The 16,604-nt window shown below is 68.0% G+C and carries 16 protein-coding genes and 2 tRNA genes; 6 read left to right on the top strand and 12 right to left on the bottom strand.

The features are described 5' to 3' along the window. Positions 1 to 15 precede the first annotated feature (15 nt). Positions 16 to 91, top strand: a tRNA-His gene (locus tag KF796_10050). A gap of 78 nt (positions 92 to 169) precedes the next feature. On the opposite strand, the gene KF796_10045 is transcribed toward KF796_10050, so the two are convergent. The 5 genes from KF796_10045 to KF796_10025 form a co-directional block, all read right to left on the bottom strand. Next, positions 170 to 2,107, bottom strand: coding sequence for a SurA N-terminal domain-containing protein (locus tag KF796_10045; protein MBX3586978.1), 1,938 nt, complete (start codon positions 2,105 to 2,107; stop codon positions 170 to 172). Between the two features lie 60 nt (positions 2,108 to 2,167). Next, positions 2,168 to 2,243 (bottom strand) — tRNA-Val (locus KF796_10040). Between the two features lie 15 nt (positions 2,244 to 2,258). Next, on the bottom strand, positions 2,259 to 2,531 hold the full coding sequence (locus KF796_10035; GenBank protein ID MBX3586977.1) for an HU family DNA-binding protein: 273 nt from the start codon (positions 2,529 to 2,531) through the stop codon (positions 2,259 to 2,261). Between the two features lie 313 nt (positions 2,532 to 2,844). Then, positions 2,845 to 3,942 carry a tartrate dehydrogenase gene (locus KF796_10030; GenBank protein ID MBX3586976.1) on the bottom strand — a complete coding sequence of 366 codons (1,098 nt, stop codon included), beginning with the start codon at positions 3,940 to 3,942 and terminating at the stop codon, positions 2,845 to 2,847. Positions 3,943 to 3,962: 20 nt separating this feature from the next. Further along, entirely contained in the window at positions 3,963 to 4,841 is an 879-nt protein-coding gene (locus KF796_10025) for an alpha/beta hydrolase (GenBank protein ID MBX3586975.1), read from the bottom strand. Between the two features lie 75 nt (positions 4,842 to 4,916). Between KF796_10025 and KF796_10020 the strand changes: the two genes are divergently transcribed. Beyond that, on the top strand, positions 4,917 to 5,882 hold the full coding sequence (locus KF796_10020; protein ID MBX3586974.1) for a LysR family transcriptional regulator: 966 nt from the start codon (positions 4,917 to 4,919) through the stop codon (positions 5,880 to 5,882). Here the strand turns inward: KF796_10020 and KF796_10015 are convergent. The 4 genes from KF796_10015 to KF796_10000 are packed head-to-tail and all read right to left on the bottom strand — an operon-like array spanning position 5,839 to position 9,821. Next, positions 5,839 to 6,678: a DMT family transporter gene (locus KF796_10015; protein MBX3586973.1), complete on the bottom strand. Its 840-nt coding sequence runs from the start codon at positions 6,676 to 6,678 to the stop codon at positions 5,839 to 5,841. The genes KF796_10020 and KF796_10015 overlap by 44 nt on opposite strands. 35 nt (positions 6,679 to 6,713) lie before the next feature. Continuing rightward, positions 6,714 to 7,280, bottom strand: a complete 567-nt coding sequence (gene pgsA, locus KF796_10010) for a CDP-diacylglycerol--glycerol-3-phosphate 3-phosphatidyltransferase (protein MBX3586972.1) — start codon at positions 7,278 to 7,280, stop codon at positions 6,714 to 6,716. Positions 7,281 to 7,315: 35 nt separating this feature from the next. Continuing rightward, entirely contained in the window at positions 7,316 to 7,801 is a 486-nt protein-coding gene (locus tag KF796_10005) for a hypothetical protein (protein MBX3586971.1), read from the bottom strand. Between the two features lie 4 nt (positions 7,802 to 7,805). Next, positions 7,806 to 9,821 (bottom strand): excinuclease ABC subunit UvrC, encoded by a 2,016-nt coding sequence (locus KF796_10000; protein ID MBX3586970.1) that lies wholly within the window; start codon positions 9,819 to 9,821, stop codon positions 7,806 to 7,808. 55 nt (positions 9,822 to 9,876) lie between these two features. On the opposite strand from KF796_10000, the gene earP reads away from it, so the two are divergent. From earP to KF796_09985, 3 genes are all read left to right on the top strand, one after another. After that, positions 9,877 to 10,953 carry an elongation factor P maturation arginine rhamnosyltransferase EarP gene (earP, locus tag KF796_09995; protein MBX3586969.1) on the top strand — a complete coding sequence of 359 codons (1,077 nt, stop codon included), beginning with the start codon at positions 9,877 to 9,879 and terminating at the stop codon, positions 10,951 to 10,953. A gap of 103 nt (positions 10,954 to 11,056) precedes the next feature. Further along, positions 11,057 to 11,611 (top strand): elongation factor P, encoded by a 555-nt coding sequence (gene efp / locus KF796_09990; protein MBX3586968.1) that lies wholly within the window; start codon positions 11,057 to 11,059, stop codon positions 11,609 to 11,611. Positions 11,612 to 11,698: 87 nt separating this feature from the next. After that, positions 11,699 to 12,541, top strand: coding sequence for a DUF3445 domain-containing protein (locus KF796_09985; GenBank protein MBX3586967.1), 843 nt, complete (start codon positions 11,699 to 11,701; stop codon positions 12,539 to 12,541). Here KF796_09985 and KF796_09980 read toward each other — a convergent pair. After that, positions 12,498 to 13,181, bottom strand: coding sequence for a hypothetical protein (locus KF796_09980; protein MBX3586966.1), 684 nt, complete (start codon positions 13,179 to 13,181; stop codon positions 12,498 to 12,500). The two genes, KF796_09985 and KF796_09980, sit on opposite strands and share 44 nt — an antisense overlap. Before the next feature lie 89 nt (positions 13,182 to 13,270). Here KF796_09980 and KF796_09975 point away from each other — a divergent pair, with 89 nt between their 5' ends. Next, complete coding sequence (locus KF796_09975; GenBank protein ID MBX3586965.1) at positions 13,271 to 14,134, top strand: TIGR00730 family Rossman fold protein; 864 nt, start codon at positions 13,271 to 13,273, stop codon at positions 14,132 to 14,134. On the opposite strand, the gene KF796_09970 is transcribed toward KF796_09975, so the two are convergent. Beyond that, positions 14,112 to 15,260: an MFS transporter gene (locus KF796_09970; GenBank protein MBX3586964.1), complete on the bottom strand. Its 1,149-nt coding sequence runs from the start codon at positions 15,258 to 15,260 to the stop codon at positions 14,112 to 14,114. The genes KF796_09975 and KF796_09970 overlap by 23 nt on opposite strands. After that, entirely contained in the window at positions 15,257 to 16,591 is a 1,335-nt protein-coding gene (rmuC, locus tag KF796_09965; GenBank protein MBX3586963.1) for a DNA recombination protein RmuC, read from the bottom strand. Before rmuC ends, KF796_09970 begins: the two co-directional genes overlap by 4 nt. Positions 16,592 to 16,604 lie beyond the last annotated feature (13 nt).

Below are 16,604 nucleotides of genomic sequence, written 5' to 3'. Positions count from 1 at the left end.
TCTCGTTCTTTCGCGGTGGCTGTAGCTCAGCTGGTAGAGTCCCAGATTGTGATTCTGGTCGTCGTGGGTTCGAGTCCCATCAGCCACCCCACCCGATAGCAAAAAAGCCCGCCATCACTGGCGGGCTTTTTTCATGGGCTGGGCCCTTTGCGGGCCCGTTCAAAAGGCGTTACTGCGCGGGCGGGGCCTCGCCAGCGGCCTTCGCCACCGGCTTGGGCACCTTGATCTGGACCTTGAAGCGTTCCTTGAGCAGGTTGTAGTAGGCAATGCCCTCGGCCGAAGCCCACCACTGGTCATACTGGCTGCGCTCCTTGGCGGCGGTGGCCGGGTCCACCGCCTCACGGGCCACCACCTTGTTGACTTTGGCCACCACATAGCCCTGCTGCGGGCCGAGATCAACGCCCACAAAGGCCGGCAGCGAGGCCGCGTCGGCGCGCAGGATGGCGTCGATGACCTGGGGCCGCTGCATCTGGGTGTCCTCGCGCGACACCGTGATCGCGGCCGGCAGCACGGCGCTTTGCGGCGCCGCCTTCCAGGCCGCCAGCTTCTCGGCGCCTTCCTTCTTGGCCATTTCGGCGCCGCGCTGCGTCACCAGATGCTGGCGCGCCAGTTCCTTGACCTCGGCCAGCGGCAGCGTGCGCGCCGGCGTGTACTGCGTGATGCGGCCGGACACCAGGCGATTGGCCGCCACTTCCACCGCCTCGGTGTTGCGCTTCTTCTCGATCGAGTCCGGCGAGAACAGGGCATTGATGAACTTGGGGTTGGCCAGCACGCCGGTCACGCCCGGCGGCGGCTTGCGCGTCACGTCGGTGGCGACCTGGATCTTGAGCTTGAGGCGGTCGGCGGTGGGCTTGAGGCTGTCGGCCTGCTCGTAGACGCCGTTGGTGAAGGCCTCGGCCGATTCGGCGAACTTGCGCTGGGCCTGCTGCTTCTTGATGTCGCTTTCAAGCTCGGCGCGCATTTCCTCGAAGCTGCGCTGCTTGGGCGAACGGATGTCGGTGAGCTTGATGATGTGGAAGCCGAAGTCGGACTCCACCACGTCGCTGATCTCGCCCGTCTTCATGGCAAAGACCGCGTCTTCAAACGGCTTGACCATGGCACCACGCGCAAAGTAGTCCAGATCGCCGCCGGCGGGCGCGGAACCCGGGTCCTGGGAATTCTTTTTGGCCACCTCGGCAAACGAGTCCGGCGCCTTGCGCACGGCCGCCAGCAGTTCCTGGGCCTTGGCGCGCGCCTTCTCGCGCTCGGCGGCCGGCGCGCTCTTGGGCGCGTTGATCAGGATGTGACTGGCACGGCGCTCTTCCTGGCCGGCCAGCCGGCCCGCGTTTTCCTTGTAGTAGGCCTGCAGGTCCTGCTCGCTGACGGTGATGCCATCGCGCAGGTTGTCCACGTCGAGCACCACGTACTCGATGGAGGCGCGCTCCGGCGACTGGAACAGCGCGAGGTTGTTCTTGTAGAAGGTCTCGATCTCCGCGTCGGTCGGCGTGATCTTGGCCGCGAAGGCAGACACTTCGAAACGCGCCAGCTGCACCTCGCGACGCTCGAAATAGGTGCCCAGCAGCACATTGGCCGGCGCGGTGGCGGCAATGCCGGTGGTGGTCACGCCCTGCAGCACCTGGCGGCGCGCGAGGTCGGCGCGGACTTCGTTCTCGAACATCTCGGGCGTCATGCCCTGGGCGCCGACGAGGCGGCGGTACTGGTCCATGTCAAGCTTGCCATCGGGCTGGCGCAGCGAGGCTATGGCTTCGTTGGACTGCAGCTCCTGCATCAGCCGCTGGTCGCCCGTGACCAGGTGGGACTTGCCGGCCGCGGCCTGCAGCACGCGGTCGCGCACGATGCGCTCCAGCGAGGCGTAGCGCGCCTCGGGCGAGTCGGCCAGCTTGGGGTCCAGCGACGGCATCGAGCTGCGCATGCGGTCGACCTCGTTCTTGTGGGCCACATCCCATTCGGTCTGCAGGATGTCGCGGCCATCAACCTTGGCCACGACCTCACCCTTTTCCTTCATGCGGTTGTAGCCGTCCAGACCAAACAGCACGAACGACGGGATGATCAACAGGAACATCACCACCATCATGATCTTGGTGTGCTTGCGGACGAAATCAAACATGCTCTGGCTCTCAGTGGACTAAAAACACAAAAGGCGAACAGTTGTTCGCCTTCTCATGGGTGGTGGGTGCTGACGGGATCGAACCGCCGACCTACGCCTTGTAAGGGCGCCGCTCTACCAGCTGAGCTAAGCACCCCACCGGATCAATCTGTCAGTTCAACGCATCCTTCAATGCTTTGCCCGGACGGAACTTTGGCACCTTGGCTGCCTTGATTTTAATCGTAGCGCCGGTGCGGGGATTGCGGCCGCTGCGAGCGGCCCTTTTGCCCACCGCAAACGTGCCAAAACCAACCAGCGATACCGAGCCGCCTTTCTTCAGCGTGGTCTTGACGGCGCCGATCGTGGATTCCAGCGCGCGGGTGGCGGCGGCCTTGGAAATGTCAGCGTGCTTTGCGATGTGCTCAATCAGTTCGGTTTTGTTCACAAGGGGCCCCTCGTAGAGAAAAAGAGTTGATCAGATATGTCTCTTCAAAAAATTTTTGTCTCCCCACTCTTGAGGCGGCCAGAACAGGCGCGCGAGGCAAGGGTGCGGGAGACTTCGTTCGCAGCATGAACTGCTGAATGTCATTAAAGCCACGGACTCACACCGTGTCAATACGACAAGCAGCTTTACAGCGCGTGGAGGCGGATTCTAGTCGCTTTTGGCACGCCCCACGGGCAGGGGTTCGTGCCATGGGCCACACATCAGGTGATTTATTCACATCGCCCGTGACGGGTGTCACGTGGCGCTCAATTGGTTACAACGCGGCCGCGATGGCTTTGCCCAAATCCATCGTGCTGGCCGTGCCGCCGATGTCGGGCGTGCGTGGCGCACCGCTTTGGGGAGCCAGCACCTTCTCGATCGCGGCCAGCACCGCGTCGTGCGCATCCTTGTGACCGAGGAACTCCAGCATCATCGCGCCGCACCAGATCTGGCCGATCGGGTTGGCAATGCCCTTGCCCGCAATGTCGGGCGCCGAGCCATGCACCGGCTCGAACAGCGACGGGAACCTGCCCTCGGGGTTGAGGTTGGCACTGGGTGCAATGCCGATGGTGCCGGTGCAGGCCGGCCCCAGGTCACTGAGGATGTCACCAAAAAGATTGCTCGCCACCACCACGTCGAAGAAATCGGGGCGCTGCACGAAGTGCGCGGTGAGGATGTCGATGTGGAACTTGTCCATCTTCACGCCCGGGTAGGCCCGGGCCATCTCGGCCACGCGCTCGTCCCAGTAGGGCATGGTGATCGAGATGCCATTGGACTTGGTGGCGCTGGTCAGGTGCTTCTTCGGGCGCGACTGGGCCAGCTCGAAGGCGAACTTCAGCACCCGGTCCACGCCGGTGCGCGACATCACCGTTTCCTGGACCACGATCTCGCGCTCGGTGCCGGGGTACATGCGCCCGCCGATGCTGGAGTACTCGCCCTCGGTGTTCTCGCGCACGATGTACATGTCGATCTCGCCGGGTTCGCGCGGCGAGCCGTCGCGCCGGACCACGGGCGCAATGATGCCGGGCATCAGGCGCGCCGGGCGCAGGTTGACGTACTGGTCGAACTCGCGGCGAAACAGCAGCAGCGAACCCCACAGCGACACGTGGTCGGCGATCTTGTCGGGCCAGCCCACGGCGCCAAAGTAGATGGCGTCGTGCCCGCCGATCTGGTCCTTCCAGTCGTCGGGCAGCATCTTGCCGTGCTTCTCGCAATAGTCCCAGCTCGAGAAATCAAAGTGGTCGAACTGCAGGTCGATGTTGAACCGGCTGGCGGCGGCCTGCATCACGCGCAGGCCCTCGGGCATGACTTCCTTGCCGATGCCGTCGCCAGCGATGACCGCGATGCGCTTCTTGCCTGTGGACTTGCTCATGGATAACTCCTCTTTGCTGATCAATGGATGAAAAAACCGGTGGCCTCGGCCAGCAGCACCTGCGGCGCCTCCTCGGCAATGTAGTGGCCGCACGGCAATGCGCGGCCCGACACGTCCGAAGCGCGCTCGCGCCACAGCGCCAGTGCGTCAAAGCACCGCCCGACCGCGCCGTGCTCGCCCCACAGCACGCGCAGCGGCATGTCGAGCCGGCGCCCGGCCGCCATGTCTTCGCGATCGTGCACGAGGTCCGGCCCCGCGCCCGCCCGGTAGTCCTCGCAGATGGCGTGCGCCGTGCCCGCAAGGGCAGCGCAACGTTCGTATTCCGCCAGTGCCCCGGGCGCAAACGCCGCCAGGCCCGCGTGGCGGCGGCCCATCACGCTGCGCACATAGCGCGCGGGGTCCGCGTCGATCAGGGCCTCGGGCAGCGGCCCGGGCTGGATCAGGAAAAACCAGTGCCAGTAGGCACGCGCGAAGGCCTCGGTGGTGTTCTGGTACATCGCGAGCGTGGGCGCGATGTCCAGCAACATGAGGCGCTGCACCGCCTGCGCATGGTCGGCCGCGAGCCGGTGCGCCACGCGCGCGCCGCGGTCGTGGGCCAGCACCTGGAAGCGGCTGAAGCCATGGTACGCCATGACCTGCAAGGCATCGCGCGCCATGCGGCGCTTGGTGTAGGGCAGGTGCTGCGCGTCGGACGCGGGCCGGTCTGAATCGCCATAGCCGCGCAGGTCCATCATCACCACGCTGAAGTGCTCCGCGAGGCCGGGCGCCACGCGGTGCCACATGGCATGCGTCTGCGGATGCCCGTGCAGCAACAGCAGCGGCGCGCCCTGCCCGCCCCGGCGCCCATGCAGGCGCACACCGTCCACGTGGACATCAAAGGGTTCAAACGCATCGAGCATGGTTGCATTCTGCGTCGCCGGCACGCCACCATCAAGCAATAATCTGGCAATCAATTATTTCCTGAAAAGAAATTGATGGAACGTCACGAACTCGAGCTTGCACTGGCCATCCGCGACCATGGCAGCCTTTCGGCCGCGGCCGCCGCGCTGGGCCTGGCCCCACCCGCCGTCACCAAGCGGCTGGCCGCGCTGGAAGCGCGCCTGGGCACGCGGCTGTTTTCGCGCACCACGCGGCGCGTCAGCCCCACCGCCGAAGGCGAGGCCCTGTGTGAACGCGCCACCGGCCTGCTCCAGGGCTTCCAGGAGCTGGAAGCCGAGCTGCAGGAGCGGCAAACCCAGCCCGCGGGGCTGATCCGGCTGGCGGCCACCTTTGGCTTTGGCCGGCTCTGGCTGGCGCCCGCGCTGGCCGTGTTCCAGGCGCGCTACCCGCGCCTGTCGGTGCAGCTGCAGCTCACCGAGCAATTGCCCGAGCTGGGTGCCCAGGGTTTTGACGGTGCGGTGTGGCTGTGGTCGGTGCAGGGCCGCCCGGCCAGCCAATGGGTGTCGCGCCGGCTCGCGCGCAACCAGCGCGTCCTCGTGGCCGCGCCGGCCTACCTGCGCGAGCACGGCATGCCCGGGGACCCGCAGGCACTGCAGGAGCACGCTTGCCTGATCACGCGCGAGAACGGCAACGCGCCGGGCCAGCGCTTTGACGTGTGGCAACTGAACCGGGGCCGCGAGCGCACACCGGTGCGCGTGCGGGTGCAGGGGCCGCTGTCCAGCAACTCGGGCGAGGCGGTGCGCGACTGGTGCCTGGCGGGGCGCGGCATCATGCTGCGCAGCCTCTGGGACATCGCGCCGCAACTCGCCTCGGGCCAGCTGGTGCGGGTGCTGCCTGACCATGCCATGGCCGACGCCGACATCCACTGGCTCGCGCCCTACCGGCCCCAGGTGCCACGGCGCATCCGGTTGCTGATCGACTTCCTCGCGGAGCAGTTTCGCGGCGAGCCCTGGAAGCTCACCCCGGCTGCCGCACCACGAGGCTCACCCCCACGGCGGTGAGTGCCATGCCAGCCACGGTGAAGGCGGTGATGCTTTCGCCAAACAGGGCCCAGGCCATCACGGCGGTGCACGGCGGAACGAGGTACAGCAGGCTGGTGACCGCCGTAGCCGCGCCGCGCTGGATCAGCAGGTACAGCAGCGAACTGCCGCCCAGCGTCAGCGCCAGCACCGACCAGGCCATGGCGCCCGCGAGCGCCGGGACCCAGTGCATGGCCTCGGGCTCGAGCAGCGCAAGTGGCAGCGTCACCACAAACGCCGCCGAAAGCTGCACGAAGCTGGCCGTGCGCACGTCGCAGGGCGCCAGGTAGCGTTTCTGGTACAGCGTGCCGGCGGTCATGCTGAGCAGGGCCAGCGCCGCCAGTGCGAGGTTGATCGCGCTGATCTCGCCCAGCCCCAGCTTCTGCCAGACCACCAGCGCCAGGCCTGCGAAGCCCAGCGCAAAGCCCGACCACTGGCGCCGCGACACCTGCCCGCCGCGGGACGACACCCACACCGCGGTCAGCACCGGTTGCAGGCCCACCAGCAGCGCCACCAGCCCCGCCCCCATGCCCAGCTTGACGGCCGACCAGACACCGCCCAGGTAGCCCGCGTGCATGAGCACCCCGGTGACCGCCAGGTGCTTCCACTGGGCGCGCCCGGCAGGCCACACCGCTTTGGACAGACCGGCCCACAGCGCAAAGCACAGCACCGACAGGAAGTAGCGCAGCGCCAGGAAGGTCATGGGCGGCGAATGCGGCATGCCAAAGCGCGCCACGATGAAACCCGTGCTCCAGATCAGCACGAACACCGCCGGCATCGCCCGCACCAGGGCGCCCTCACCCACGGGCTGGCTCATTTGGCGCGGGCCCGGATCTCCGGCAAGGCTTTTTGCAGGTAATAGACCATGGACCAGACCGTGAGCACGGCCGCCAGCCAGATCAGCCAGGTGCCCCAGACGCCGGTGTCGATCACGCCGAACAGCCGCCCGTCATAGAGCAGGAAGGGAATGGCCACCATCTGCACCGTGGTCTTGACCTTGCCCAGCATGTGGACCGCCACGCTCTTGGCGGCGCCGATCTGCGCCATCCACTCGCGCAGGGCCGAGATCGCGATCTCGCGGCCGATGATGATCAGTGCCACGAACACATCGGCGCGCTGCAGGTGCACCAGCACCAGCAGCGACGCGCACACCAGGAACTTGTCGGCCACGGGGTCGAGGAAGGCCCCGAACGACGAGGTCTGGTTGAGCTTGCGCGCAAGGTAGCCGTCGAGCCAGTCGGTCAACGCGAACACTACGAACATGATGGTGGCCGCGAGGTTGCTGATGGAGCGCTCGGGCCAGACGTAGAACACCCCCACGATCAGCGGAATCGCAACAATGCGGGTCCAGGTGAACAGGGTGGGTATCGTGAAGAACATGCCCGATTCTGTCACGAGGCGGCAAGCCCGTCGCGCTACTGGACTTCGGCGAGCGAGCGGATCTGGAACTTCAGGTCGTCGTTGTAGAGGAAAGTCTCGCTGTACTGCCAGGGCCGGGGCAGGTGGCCCACGGGCTCAAACGGCCCCGCGCGGCGGATCGCCTTCATGGCCATCTGCAGCGTCTGCGGCGAGAACTTGGGCACGCGCAGGACCTCGATGTTGCGCACGCTGCCATCGCGGTTGAGCTGCACCTGCAGCACCGGGATCGACTGCAGGCGCTCGGGCACCGGGCCGCTGAAGGTCTCGTCCCCGCTGGTCTGCACGATGCGGCGGGCCACGCGCAGCTTGTACTCGTCCCAGTCGCGCGCCGGTGCCTGGTGCACCACCGGGGGCGGCGCCGCGGGCCCCGGCGCCGTGCCCGCGGCGGGCGGTGCCACGGGGGTGGGCGGCGGCACGGGGGTGTCGGGCGGCATGGGCCGGCTCGCACAGGCCGCCAGGATCGCCACGCAGGCCGTTCCCATCCATTTAATGAAGCGCACGATAAATCTCCTCTGCCAGTTCCCTGGAAATGCCGTCCACGGTGGCGATGTCCTCCACGCCCGCCGAGGCCACGCCGCGAATGCCGCCAAAACGCTGCAGCAGTTTGGCACGGCGCTTGGCGCCGATGCCGGGAATTTCTTCCAGCTTGCTGCCGCCGGTGCGCACGCGCGCGCGCTGCGCCCGCATGCCGGTGATGGCAAACCGGTGGGCCTCGTCGCGGATCTGCGCCACCAGCATCAGCGCGGCCGAGTCCTTGCCCAGGTAGACCTTGTCGCGGCCATCGGCGAACACCAGCTCCTCCAGGCCCACCTTGCGGCCCTCGCCCTTTTCAACGCCCGCGATCAGGCCCAGGTCCAGGCCCAGTTCGGCGAAGACCTCGCGCGCCATGCTGACCTGGCCCTTGCCACCGTCCACCAGCACCAGATCGGGCAGCCGGGCCACGTTGCTGCCCGCGGGCGGCGTGGCATTGGCCGGGTCGCGCCCGGCCTCGGCCAGCTTGCTGTAGCGCCGCGTCAGCACCTGGCGCATGGCCGCGTAATCGTCGCCAGGCGTGATGCCGTCGATGTTGTAGCGGCGGTATTCGCTGTTCTGCATCTTGTGGTGGTGGAACACCACGCAGGATGCCTGCGTGGCCTCGCCCGCCGTGTGGGAGATGTCGAAACACTCGATACGGAATGTGTCCAGGTTGTCGGGCGCCAGGTCCAGCGCATCGACCAGCGCGCGCGTGCGGGCCTGCTGCGAGCCCTCCTCGGCCAGCAGGCGCGCGAGCTGCAGCGCGGCGTTCTTCTGCGCCATTTCAAGCCAGATCCGGCGCTGCTCGCGCGGGTTGTGCACGGCGCTCACGCGCACACCGCTTTGTTCGGTGAGCGCCTCGACCAGCGTCCTGCTGACCGGCTCGCTGGTAATCAGCGCCGGAGGCACCGGCACGCCGATGTAGTGCTGCGCGATGAAGGCCTCGAGCACCCGGGCCTCGACCGCCCCGGGCGGCGCGGCGGCCACGGCGATGGCGCCATCGTCCCTCTCCTCGTCCTCGTCCAGCGCCTGCCAGGCCGCGGCGTCTTCCACATGGGTCGGGAAGTAAGGTCGGTCACCCAGGTGCCGCCCGCCGCGCACCATGGCCAGGTTCACGCAGGCCTTGCCGCCCTGCACCTTGACCGCGAGGATGTCCACGTCCTTGTCGGACACCGTGTCCACCGACTGCTGGTGCAGCACCTTGGACAGCGCCGTCATCTGGTTGCGCAACTCGGCGGCCTGCTCGAACTCCAGGCGGTTGGCGTGCGCCATCATGCGGCCCTCCAGCGCATCGAGCACGACCTGCGTGTCGCCGCGCAGGAAGGCCGCGGCGTTGAGCACGTCCTGCGCGTAGGCCTCGGGGGCGATATGGCCCACGCACGGGCCCGAGCAGCGCTTGATCTGGTACAGCAGGCAGGGCCGCGTGCGGTTGCTGAACACCGTGTCCTCGCAGGTGCGCAGGCGGAACACCTTCTGCAGCAGCTGGATCGACTCCTTCACGGCCCAGGCGCTGGGGTACGGGCCAAAGTAGCTGTGCCGCCGGTCCACCGCGCCGCGGTAATAGGCCACGCGGGGAAACGCCGCGGCCACCACGCGCTCCCCGGCGGCTTGCGGCGCGGGGCTGTCCGCCGGGGCGGCGGCCGCGGGCAGCCGGGCGCCCGTGATCTTCAGGTAGGGGTAGCTCTTGTCGTCGCGAAACAGGATGTTGTAGCGCGGGTTGAGCGTCTTGATCAGGTTGTTCTCAAGCAGCAGGGCCTCGGCCTCGGAGCGCACCGCCGTGGTCTCCATGCGCACGATCTTGCTGACCATGTGGCCGATGCGCGTGCCGCCATGGTTCTTCTGGAAGTAGCTGGACACGCGCTTCTTGAGGTTGCGCGCCTTGCCCACGTAGAGCACGCCGCCCTCGGCGTCAAAGTAGCGGTACACGCCCGGCAGCGCGGGCAGCGCGGCCACTTCGGCAAGCAGGGCGGGCGGGTGAACGTCGGACATAGGCCCGTATTGTCATCAATCCGGCCGGCATCGCGCGGGCATGGACAATCGCGCCATGCGCTGGGACATCTTCTGCAAGGTCATTGACAACCACGGCGACCTGGGCGTGTGCTGGCGGCTGTGCGCCGATCTGGCGTCGCGCGGCGAGCAGGCCCGGCTGTGGGTGGACGAGCCCGAGGCACTGCGCTGGATGGCGCCCGCCGGCGCGCCGGGCGTGCAGGTGGGCCGGTGGGACGCCCACACCGTGTTCCCCGAGCCCGGCGAGGTGGTGGTGGAGGCCTTCGGCTGCGACCCCACTCCTGAATTCATAGCAGCTTATGCCCGCCAGGCAAGGACTACAGGCCACAATGGCTGCTGGATCAACCTGGAATACCTCAGCGCCGAGCCGTTTGTCGAGCGCGTGCACGGCCTGCCCTCGCCCGTGATGAGCGGACCCGGCGCCGGGCTGACCAAGCACTTCTTCTACCCGGGCTTCACGCCCCGCACCGGCGGCCTGCTGCGCGAGCCGGACCTGGCCGGGCGCCAGGCCCGCTTCGACCCCGACGCCTGGCTGGCGGGCCAGGGCCTGGCCCGCGATGGCGCGCGCCTGGTCTCGCTCTTTTGCTACGAACCGGCCGCCCTGCCCGCCTGGATGCTGCAATGCGCGCAGGCGGCGCAGCCCACGCACCTGCTGGTCACGGCAGGCCGCGCCACAGCGGCCGCGCGCGCAGCCCTGGACGCCCTGAGCTCCGCCGACCCGGCCTGGAACCACCGGCACCAGCTGCGCCTGAGCTGGCTGCCGCTGCTGGACCAGCCGGACTATGACCACCTGCTGTGGGCCTGCGACTTCAATTTCGTGCGCGGCGAAGACTCGCTGGTGCGCGCCCTGTGGGCCGGCCGCCCCTTTGCCTGGCACATCTACCCGCAGCACGACAACGCCCACCACGCCAAGCTCGAGGCCTTCCTGGACCAGCTGGCGCCGCCGCCGGACTGGGCCCGGTTCCAGCGCGGCTGGAACGCCACGGCGGCGGGCCCGCTGGCCCCGTTTGAACCGCTGGCGTGGCAGGAGGCCGCCCTGTCCTTGCGGGGCCGGCTGCTGGGGCAAGCCGACCTGGCCACCCAGCTGATTCGATTCGTTTCGAAAAAGCGTTAAAATTCAAGGCTTTGCGAAGCTTGCCCCGAAGGCAACCGGCGCGCCCCCGCTGCATGGCACCCCGACTTGAACCGTCGCCGTGCGGCCCAACCTCAAGACTGTTATGAAAATCGCTCAAGAAATCCGCGCTGGCAACGTGATCATGCACGGCAAGGACCCGATGGTCGTCCTCAAGACCGAATACAGCCGTGGCGGCCGCAACTCGGCCACCGTGCGCATGAAGCTCAAGAGCCTGATCGCCAACTTCAACACCGAAGTGGTGTTCAAGGCCGACGACAAGATGGACCAGATCGTGCTGGACAAGAAGGAGTGCACCTACTCCTACTTCGCCGACCCGATGTACGTCTGCATGGACAGCGAATACAACCAGTACGAAGTCGAGGCCGAGAACATGGGCGACGCGCTCAACTACCTCGAAGACGGCATGACGGTCGAAGTGGTGTTCTATGACGGCAAGGCCATCTCGGTCGAACTGCCCACCAGCGTCGAGCGCGAAATCACCTGGACCGAACCCGCCGTCAAGGGCGACACCTCGGGCAAGGTGCTCAAGCCCGCCAAGCTGGCCACCGGCTTTGAAGTGCCGGTGCCGCTGTTCGTCTCCCAGGGCGACAAGGTCGAAATCGACACCCGCACCGGTGAGTACCGCCGGCGCGTCTGAGGTGGCTCTTTCTCCGGCACCAAGGCTCCCGCGGGAGCCTTTTTTGCGGGCCACGCCCCGCGCGGGGCGCCGGGCGGGCGAACGCTCATGAGCTTCGACCTCGCGTTGCTCGACCGGCCGTTTCGCATGCAGCCGGGCTTGCGCCGCATGGGCCCCGGTGAAGCCCACCTGACGCCGCTGCCCGCCGGCAGCGCGCTGTACCGCGAGAAGCAGCAGGTGCTGCAGGCCGGCCAGTCACGCTGGTGCGTGCCGGGCTTCGACCCCCGGTTTGCTATTGAATCCATAGCGCAACATGCCCGTGCCACCTGGACTCCAGGCACTTTTGATGTAGAAACGCCGCTGGAACTGGCGGTTTCGGAGGATCTGGCGTTGCTGGACGCCGCCACCGGCACCGTGCCCTGGCTGTGCGTGTGCACGCCCTCGCACTGGGCCCCGGAAGACAAGCTGGGGCAGTCGCTCGCCGCGATCCATGGCCCGGTCGCCGACAACGCCCGCCTGCTCGCGGCCAGCGGCGCGCTGGTGCAACTCGTGACCTCGGGCACCGCCTGGGAGCGCTTTGTCTGGACCATCTCGCCCTCGGCCCGCCACGACCAGCACCTGCGGCGCCAGCCGCGCGCCCCCTGGCCCGCCACCGACGATCCCGCTGCTTTCGCAGCCCGGTGCTTTGTGCGCGTGGAACGCCAGACCTTTTTGCCGGTGCCCGGCCAGGCCCAGGCCGTGTTCACCATCGGCGTGACGCTGCAGCCGCTGGCCGAGGCCGTGGCCACGCCGGCGCAGGCCGGCGGGCTGCATGGTGCCCTGCAGTCGATGTCGCCGGCCGTGCTGGCCTACAAGGGCCTGGAAGCCGCCCAGCCGCTGCTGCTGCGCTGGCTGGCCGGCCGCGGGGCTACAGTGCCCGGCGAAACACCAGCACCAGCGCCACCAGGGTGAGCACGGCAATCACGCCGATCAGGGCGATCCAGACCAGGTAGCTGCTGGACACACCACCGCCGCCATGCATCAGCGCAAGCTCAGGCGTGGGCGGCGTGGCCGCCGGCAGCCACTCCACCAGTTCCCCCGCGGACTCGGGGCTGAACAGTTCCAGCGACAGGCGCTGCAGCGGCGCGCCGGCCGCCTGGGCCGGGCCACGCAGCCACAGATCGACACGCGAACCCACCGTGCGGGCATGGGCAAAGGCCGACAGCGGGATCTTGATGCGGTCGTCCTTCCAGCCCAGGGCCTTGCGGAACCGCCCCGCGATGCGCATCACGTCACCCTGGACCCGCACTTCAAGCTCGCCACTGAACGCCGGCACATGAAAGCCCCGGCCCTTGCGGCCCATCAGGCTGGCGGCGTAGGTGCCCTTGACCAGCGAATACACCCCGCTGCGCGAGGCATTGAAGCCGTTTTGCGAGACCCGCCGGCCCAGCAGGTCGCCCACGGTCAGGCGCGTGCCCGAGCTGTCGATCAGCACGTCGTCGCTGGTCAGCGTTTTCTTGATGCGCATGCCGACGATGGTGCGCCGGTCGTAGGGCCCCATGCTGCGGCCCTCGAGCAGCACGTGGTAAGCCGGTGATGTGTCCCCGTTCATGTCATGAATCTCTCTCCGCGGGCAAGGATACCGGAGAAAGTCGCCCCCGCCTCTCCGGGAATGGCCTGAATTGGCGTGAGAATAGCGCCATGGAATCCACCCAAGACCTGCACGACACGCGCCTGGCCGACGCCTGGGCCACCCTCCAGTCCCACGCCCGCGACGGCGTGCCGCTGCACAGCGACGCCAGCCGGCTGGCCTTTGCCGACCCCGAATTCCTGCTGCGCCGCGAGACGCGCGGGATCCGCTTCCAGCTCGAGATGCTCAAGCCCGACCTGGAGCAGCAGGCCCACGGCATCGAGAACACCGTGGTGGTGTTCGGCAGCGCGCGCTTCCACGACGAAGGCCGCGCCGCCGAGCTGGTGGCCGATGCGCTGGCCAGCGGCGACGAGGCCCGCATCCGCCGGGCCAAGAGCCTGGCGCGCAACGCCCACTACTACGAGAAGGCCCGGGCCTTTGGCAAGCTGGTGGCGCAGTACAGCGAGGGCAAGGACCCGGCCGACAAGCTGTTCGTCTGCACCGGCGGGGGCCCCGGCATCATGCAGGCCGCCAACCAGGGCGCGCACGAGGGCAAGGGCATCAGCGTGGGCCTGACCATTGCGCTGCCCATGGAAGAAGCCGCCAACCCCTACGTCACGCCGGCGCTCAATTTCAAGTTCCACTACTTCGCGCTGCGCAAGATGCATTTCATGATGCGCGCCAAGGCGCTGGTGGCGTTTCCCGGGGGCTTCGGCACGCTGGACGAGCTGTTTGAAGTCATCACCCTGGTGCAGACGCGCAAGGCCAAGCCCGTGCCCATCGTGCTGTTTGGCTCCGACTACTGGAAGAAGCTGATCAACTTCGAGATGCTGGTGGACGAAGGCGTGATCTCGCCGGACGACCTCAAGCTGCTGCAGTTCGCCGACGATGCGCAGACCGCCTGGGACCTCGTCAAGGCGTTTTACAAGCTTTGAGCCGCGTGGCCGTGTGGGCGCCCAGCCCGACCACGGCGCCGACAAACCAGAACACGCCGGAGATGCCGATCACGGCGCCGGCCACGCCGAACAGCATGGGCATCAGCACGCTCGATGCGTTGATGGCCATCAGCCGCAGCGCCAGCGCCTCGCCATGCCGGGCCTCGGGCGTGATCTGGTGCAGGGTGCTCATGACCATGGGCTGCACCGAGCCCAGCGCCACGCCCAGCAGCACCGAACACAGCCCCATGGCCAGCGCCGAATGCAGGAAGGGATAGACGCCGAACAGCGCCGCCGTCGCCAGCATCGCCGTGGCAATCACGGCCCATTCCCGCAGGTGGTGGGCCAGCAGCGGCAGCACCACGCGCACGGCCGCCGCCGCCACGGCGAAGGCGCCCAGGATGCTGCCGATCACCGAGGCACTGAGCCCGCGCTCATTGCCCAGGATGGGCACGACAAAGGTGTGCACGTCCCAGCATGAGGAAAGAAACCAGTTGACCAGCAGCAGGCGCCGGAACATGGGCTCGCGCAACAGGTCCCAGGCGCGCCCGCGCGGCTCGCCCCCGGCGCGGATCACCGGCGGCAGTTCCTGCGTGCGCCGCACCCAGAACCAGGTGGCCAGCGGCAGCAGCGCCATGAGCAAGAAGGCAAACCGGAAGCCCGCGTGGTCGATCACCAGTCCGGCCGTGAAGGGCCCGACAAAGTTGGACACCGCCGGGCCAATGGCCAGCCACGAGAACACCTGCTTGAGCTGGGTCGGCCCCGCCGCGGCGCGGCCCACATGGCGCTGCAAGGCGATGGACGCCGCGCCAGTCGCGCCACCGGTCATGAGCGCGCTCAGGCACAGCACCGGGAACACCGGCCAGGCGGCCGCCAGCGCGGCCCCCAGCACCGCCACCACCACGCTGATGGCCATGGGCCGCCGCAGCCCGTGGCGGTCGGCATAGCGGCCGGCCGGCAGGGCCAGGAACACCTGGGTCAGCGCAAACAGCGCCAGCAGCACGCCCACCGCCGCCTCGCTGTGGCCGCGGCGCAGCGCGAACAGCGGCGCCGCCATGCGCATGCCCGCCATGCAGGCGTGCAGAAAGACATGGCCCGCGATCAGGCGGGCCAGGGCGGGGTTCAAGTGTCGGCCTCGTCAGGCGGTGGCAGCAGGGTCTGGGCCTCGGCTTCGGGCAGGGCCTCAACCACCTTGAGCGCGCGGCGCATCTGGTTGGAGCGCGTGGCCGCGTTCTCCAGCGTGACCGAGGCCTTGCGCACCTGCTCCTGCACGGTCTCCACCCATTTGCCGTAGCGGTCGAACTCGGTCTTGACCGCGCCCAGCACCTTCCAGACCTGTGACGCCTGCTGCTCCAGCGCCAGGGTGCGAAAGCCCATGTGCAGGCTGTTGAGCATGGCCAGCAGCGTGGTGGGCCCCGCCAGCGTCACGCGGAAGTCGCGCTGCAGGCTGTCCATCAGGCCGGGGCGGCGCAGCACCTCGGCATACAGGCTCTCGATGGGCAGGAACAGGATCGCAAAATCGGTGGTGTGCGGCGGCGCCAGATAACTCGCGGCAATGGTCTTGGCCTCGAGCCGGATGCGCGCCTCCAGCGCCTTGGCCGCCAGCTCGGCGGCGGGCGCATCGGCGCGCTCATGGGCATCGAGCAAGCGTTCGTAGTCCTCGCGCGGAAACTTCGCGTCGATCGGCAGCCACACTGGCACGCCGTCGCTGCTGCGCCCGGGGAAGCGCACCGCAAAGTCCACGCGCTGGTTGCTGTGCGGGCGGGTTTCGACCTGCTTGCCGTACTGCTCGTTGGTCAGCACCTGCTCCAGCAGCGCTTCGAGCTGCACCTCGCCAAACATGCCGCGGGTCTTGACATTGGTCAGCACGCGCTGCAGGTCGCCCACGCCCTGGGCCAGGGTCTGCATCTCGCCCAGGCCCTTGTGCACCTGCTCGAGCCGGTCGGCCACCTGCTTGAAGCTTTCACCCAGCCGGGTTTCCAGCGTGGTCTGCAGTTTTTCGTCGACGGTGCGGCGCATCTCGTCGAGCTTGGTGGCATTGGTCTGCTGCAGCTGCATCAGCTGCGCCTCCAGCGTGGCGCGCACCTCGCCCAGCCGGCGGGCGTTGGACTCGCTCAGCCCCTGCAGTTGCAGCGTCAGGGTGTCGGCCAGCGTCTTCTGCAGCAACGCAAGCTGCTGGCCAAAGGCATCGATCTGGGTGTTCTGGGTGCGCGTGGCCTCGGCGCCCTGCTTGACCATTGCCTCCTGGAAGCTCGCGAGGTTGAGCGTGAGTTCCTGGCGCGCGCCGCGCGAGGATTCACTGATCTCGCGGCGCAGCTCGCGCTCCAGCCGCTCGTTGGCGGCCAGCAGCTCGGCGCGGGCCGCCTCCTGCGCGCCCGTGGCCGGCTTGCGCAGCAGCAACACGGCCAGCAGCAGCAGGTTGAGTGCCGCCAGCCCGATCAACAGCCAGAGTTCCAAGAGCGCCTCTCGC

The organism is Ramlibacter sp. (assembly GCA_019635435.1).
Lineage (GTDB): Bacteria > Pseudomonadota > Gammaproteobacteria > Burkholderiales > Burkholderiaceae_C > JAHBZM01.
The sequence above is the reverse complement of the archived record's forward strand: the minus strand, read 5'-3'. Positions and strand labels throughout refer to the sequence as shown.

Coding starts and splice junctions, on each gene's coding strand:
- KF796_10045 (MBX3586978.1), bottom strand. CDS start 2,107: ATGTTTGATTTCGTCCGCAAGCACACCAAGATCATGATGGTGGTGATG.
- KF796_10030 (MBX3586976.1), bottom strand. CDS start 3,942: ATGAGCAAGTCCACAGGCAAGAAGCGCATCGCGGTCATCGCTGGCGAC.
- KF796_10025 (MBX3586975.1), bottom strand. CDS start 4,841: ATGCTCGATGCGTTTGAACCCTTTGATGTCCACGTGGACGGTGTGCGC.
- KF796_10020 (MBX3586974.1), top strand. CDS start 4,917: ATGGAACGTCACGAACTCGAGCTTGCACTGGCCATCCGCGACCATGGC.
- KF796_10015 (MBX3586973.1), bottom strand. CDS start 6,678: ATGCCGGCGGTGTTCGTGCTGATCTGGAGCACGGGTTTCATCGTGGCG.
- pgsA (MBX3586972.1), bottom strand. CDS start 7,280: ATGTTCTTCACGATACCCACCCTGTTCACCTGGACCCGCATTGTTGCG.
- KF796_10005 (MBX3586971.1), bottom strand. CDS start 7,801: ATGGGAACGGCCTGCGTGGCGATCCTGGCGGCCTGTGCGAGCCGGCCC.
- KF796_10000 (MBX3586970.1), bottom strand. CDS start 9,821: ATGTCCGACGTTCACCCGCCCGCCCTGCTTGCCGAAGTGGCCGCGCTG.
- earP (MBX3586969.1), top strand. CDS start 9,877: ATGCGCTGGGACATCTTCTGCAAGGTCATTGACAACCACGGCGACCTG.
- efp (MBX3586968.1), top strand. CDS start 11,057: ATGAAAATCGCTCAAGAAATCCGCGCTGGCAACGTGATCATGCACGGC.
- KF796_09985 (MBX3586967.1), top strand. CDS start 11,699: ATGAGCTTCGACCTCGCGTTGCTCGACCGGCCGTTTCGCATGCAGCCG.
- KF796_09980 (MBX3586966.1), bottom strand. CDS start 13,181: ATGAACGGGGACACATCACCGGCTTACCACGTGCTGCTCGAGGGCCGC.
- KF796_09975 (MBX3586965.1), top strand. CDS start 13,271: ATGGAATCCACCCAAGACCTGCACGACACGCGCCTGGCCGACGCCTGG.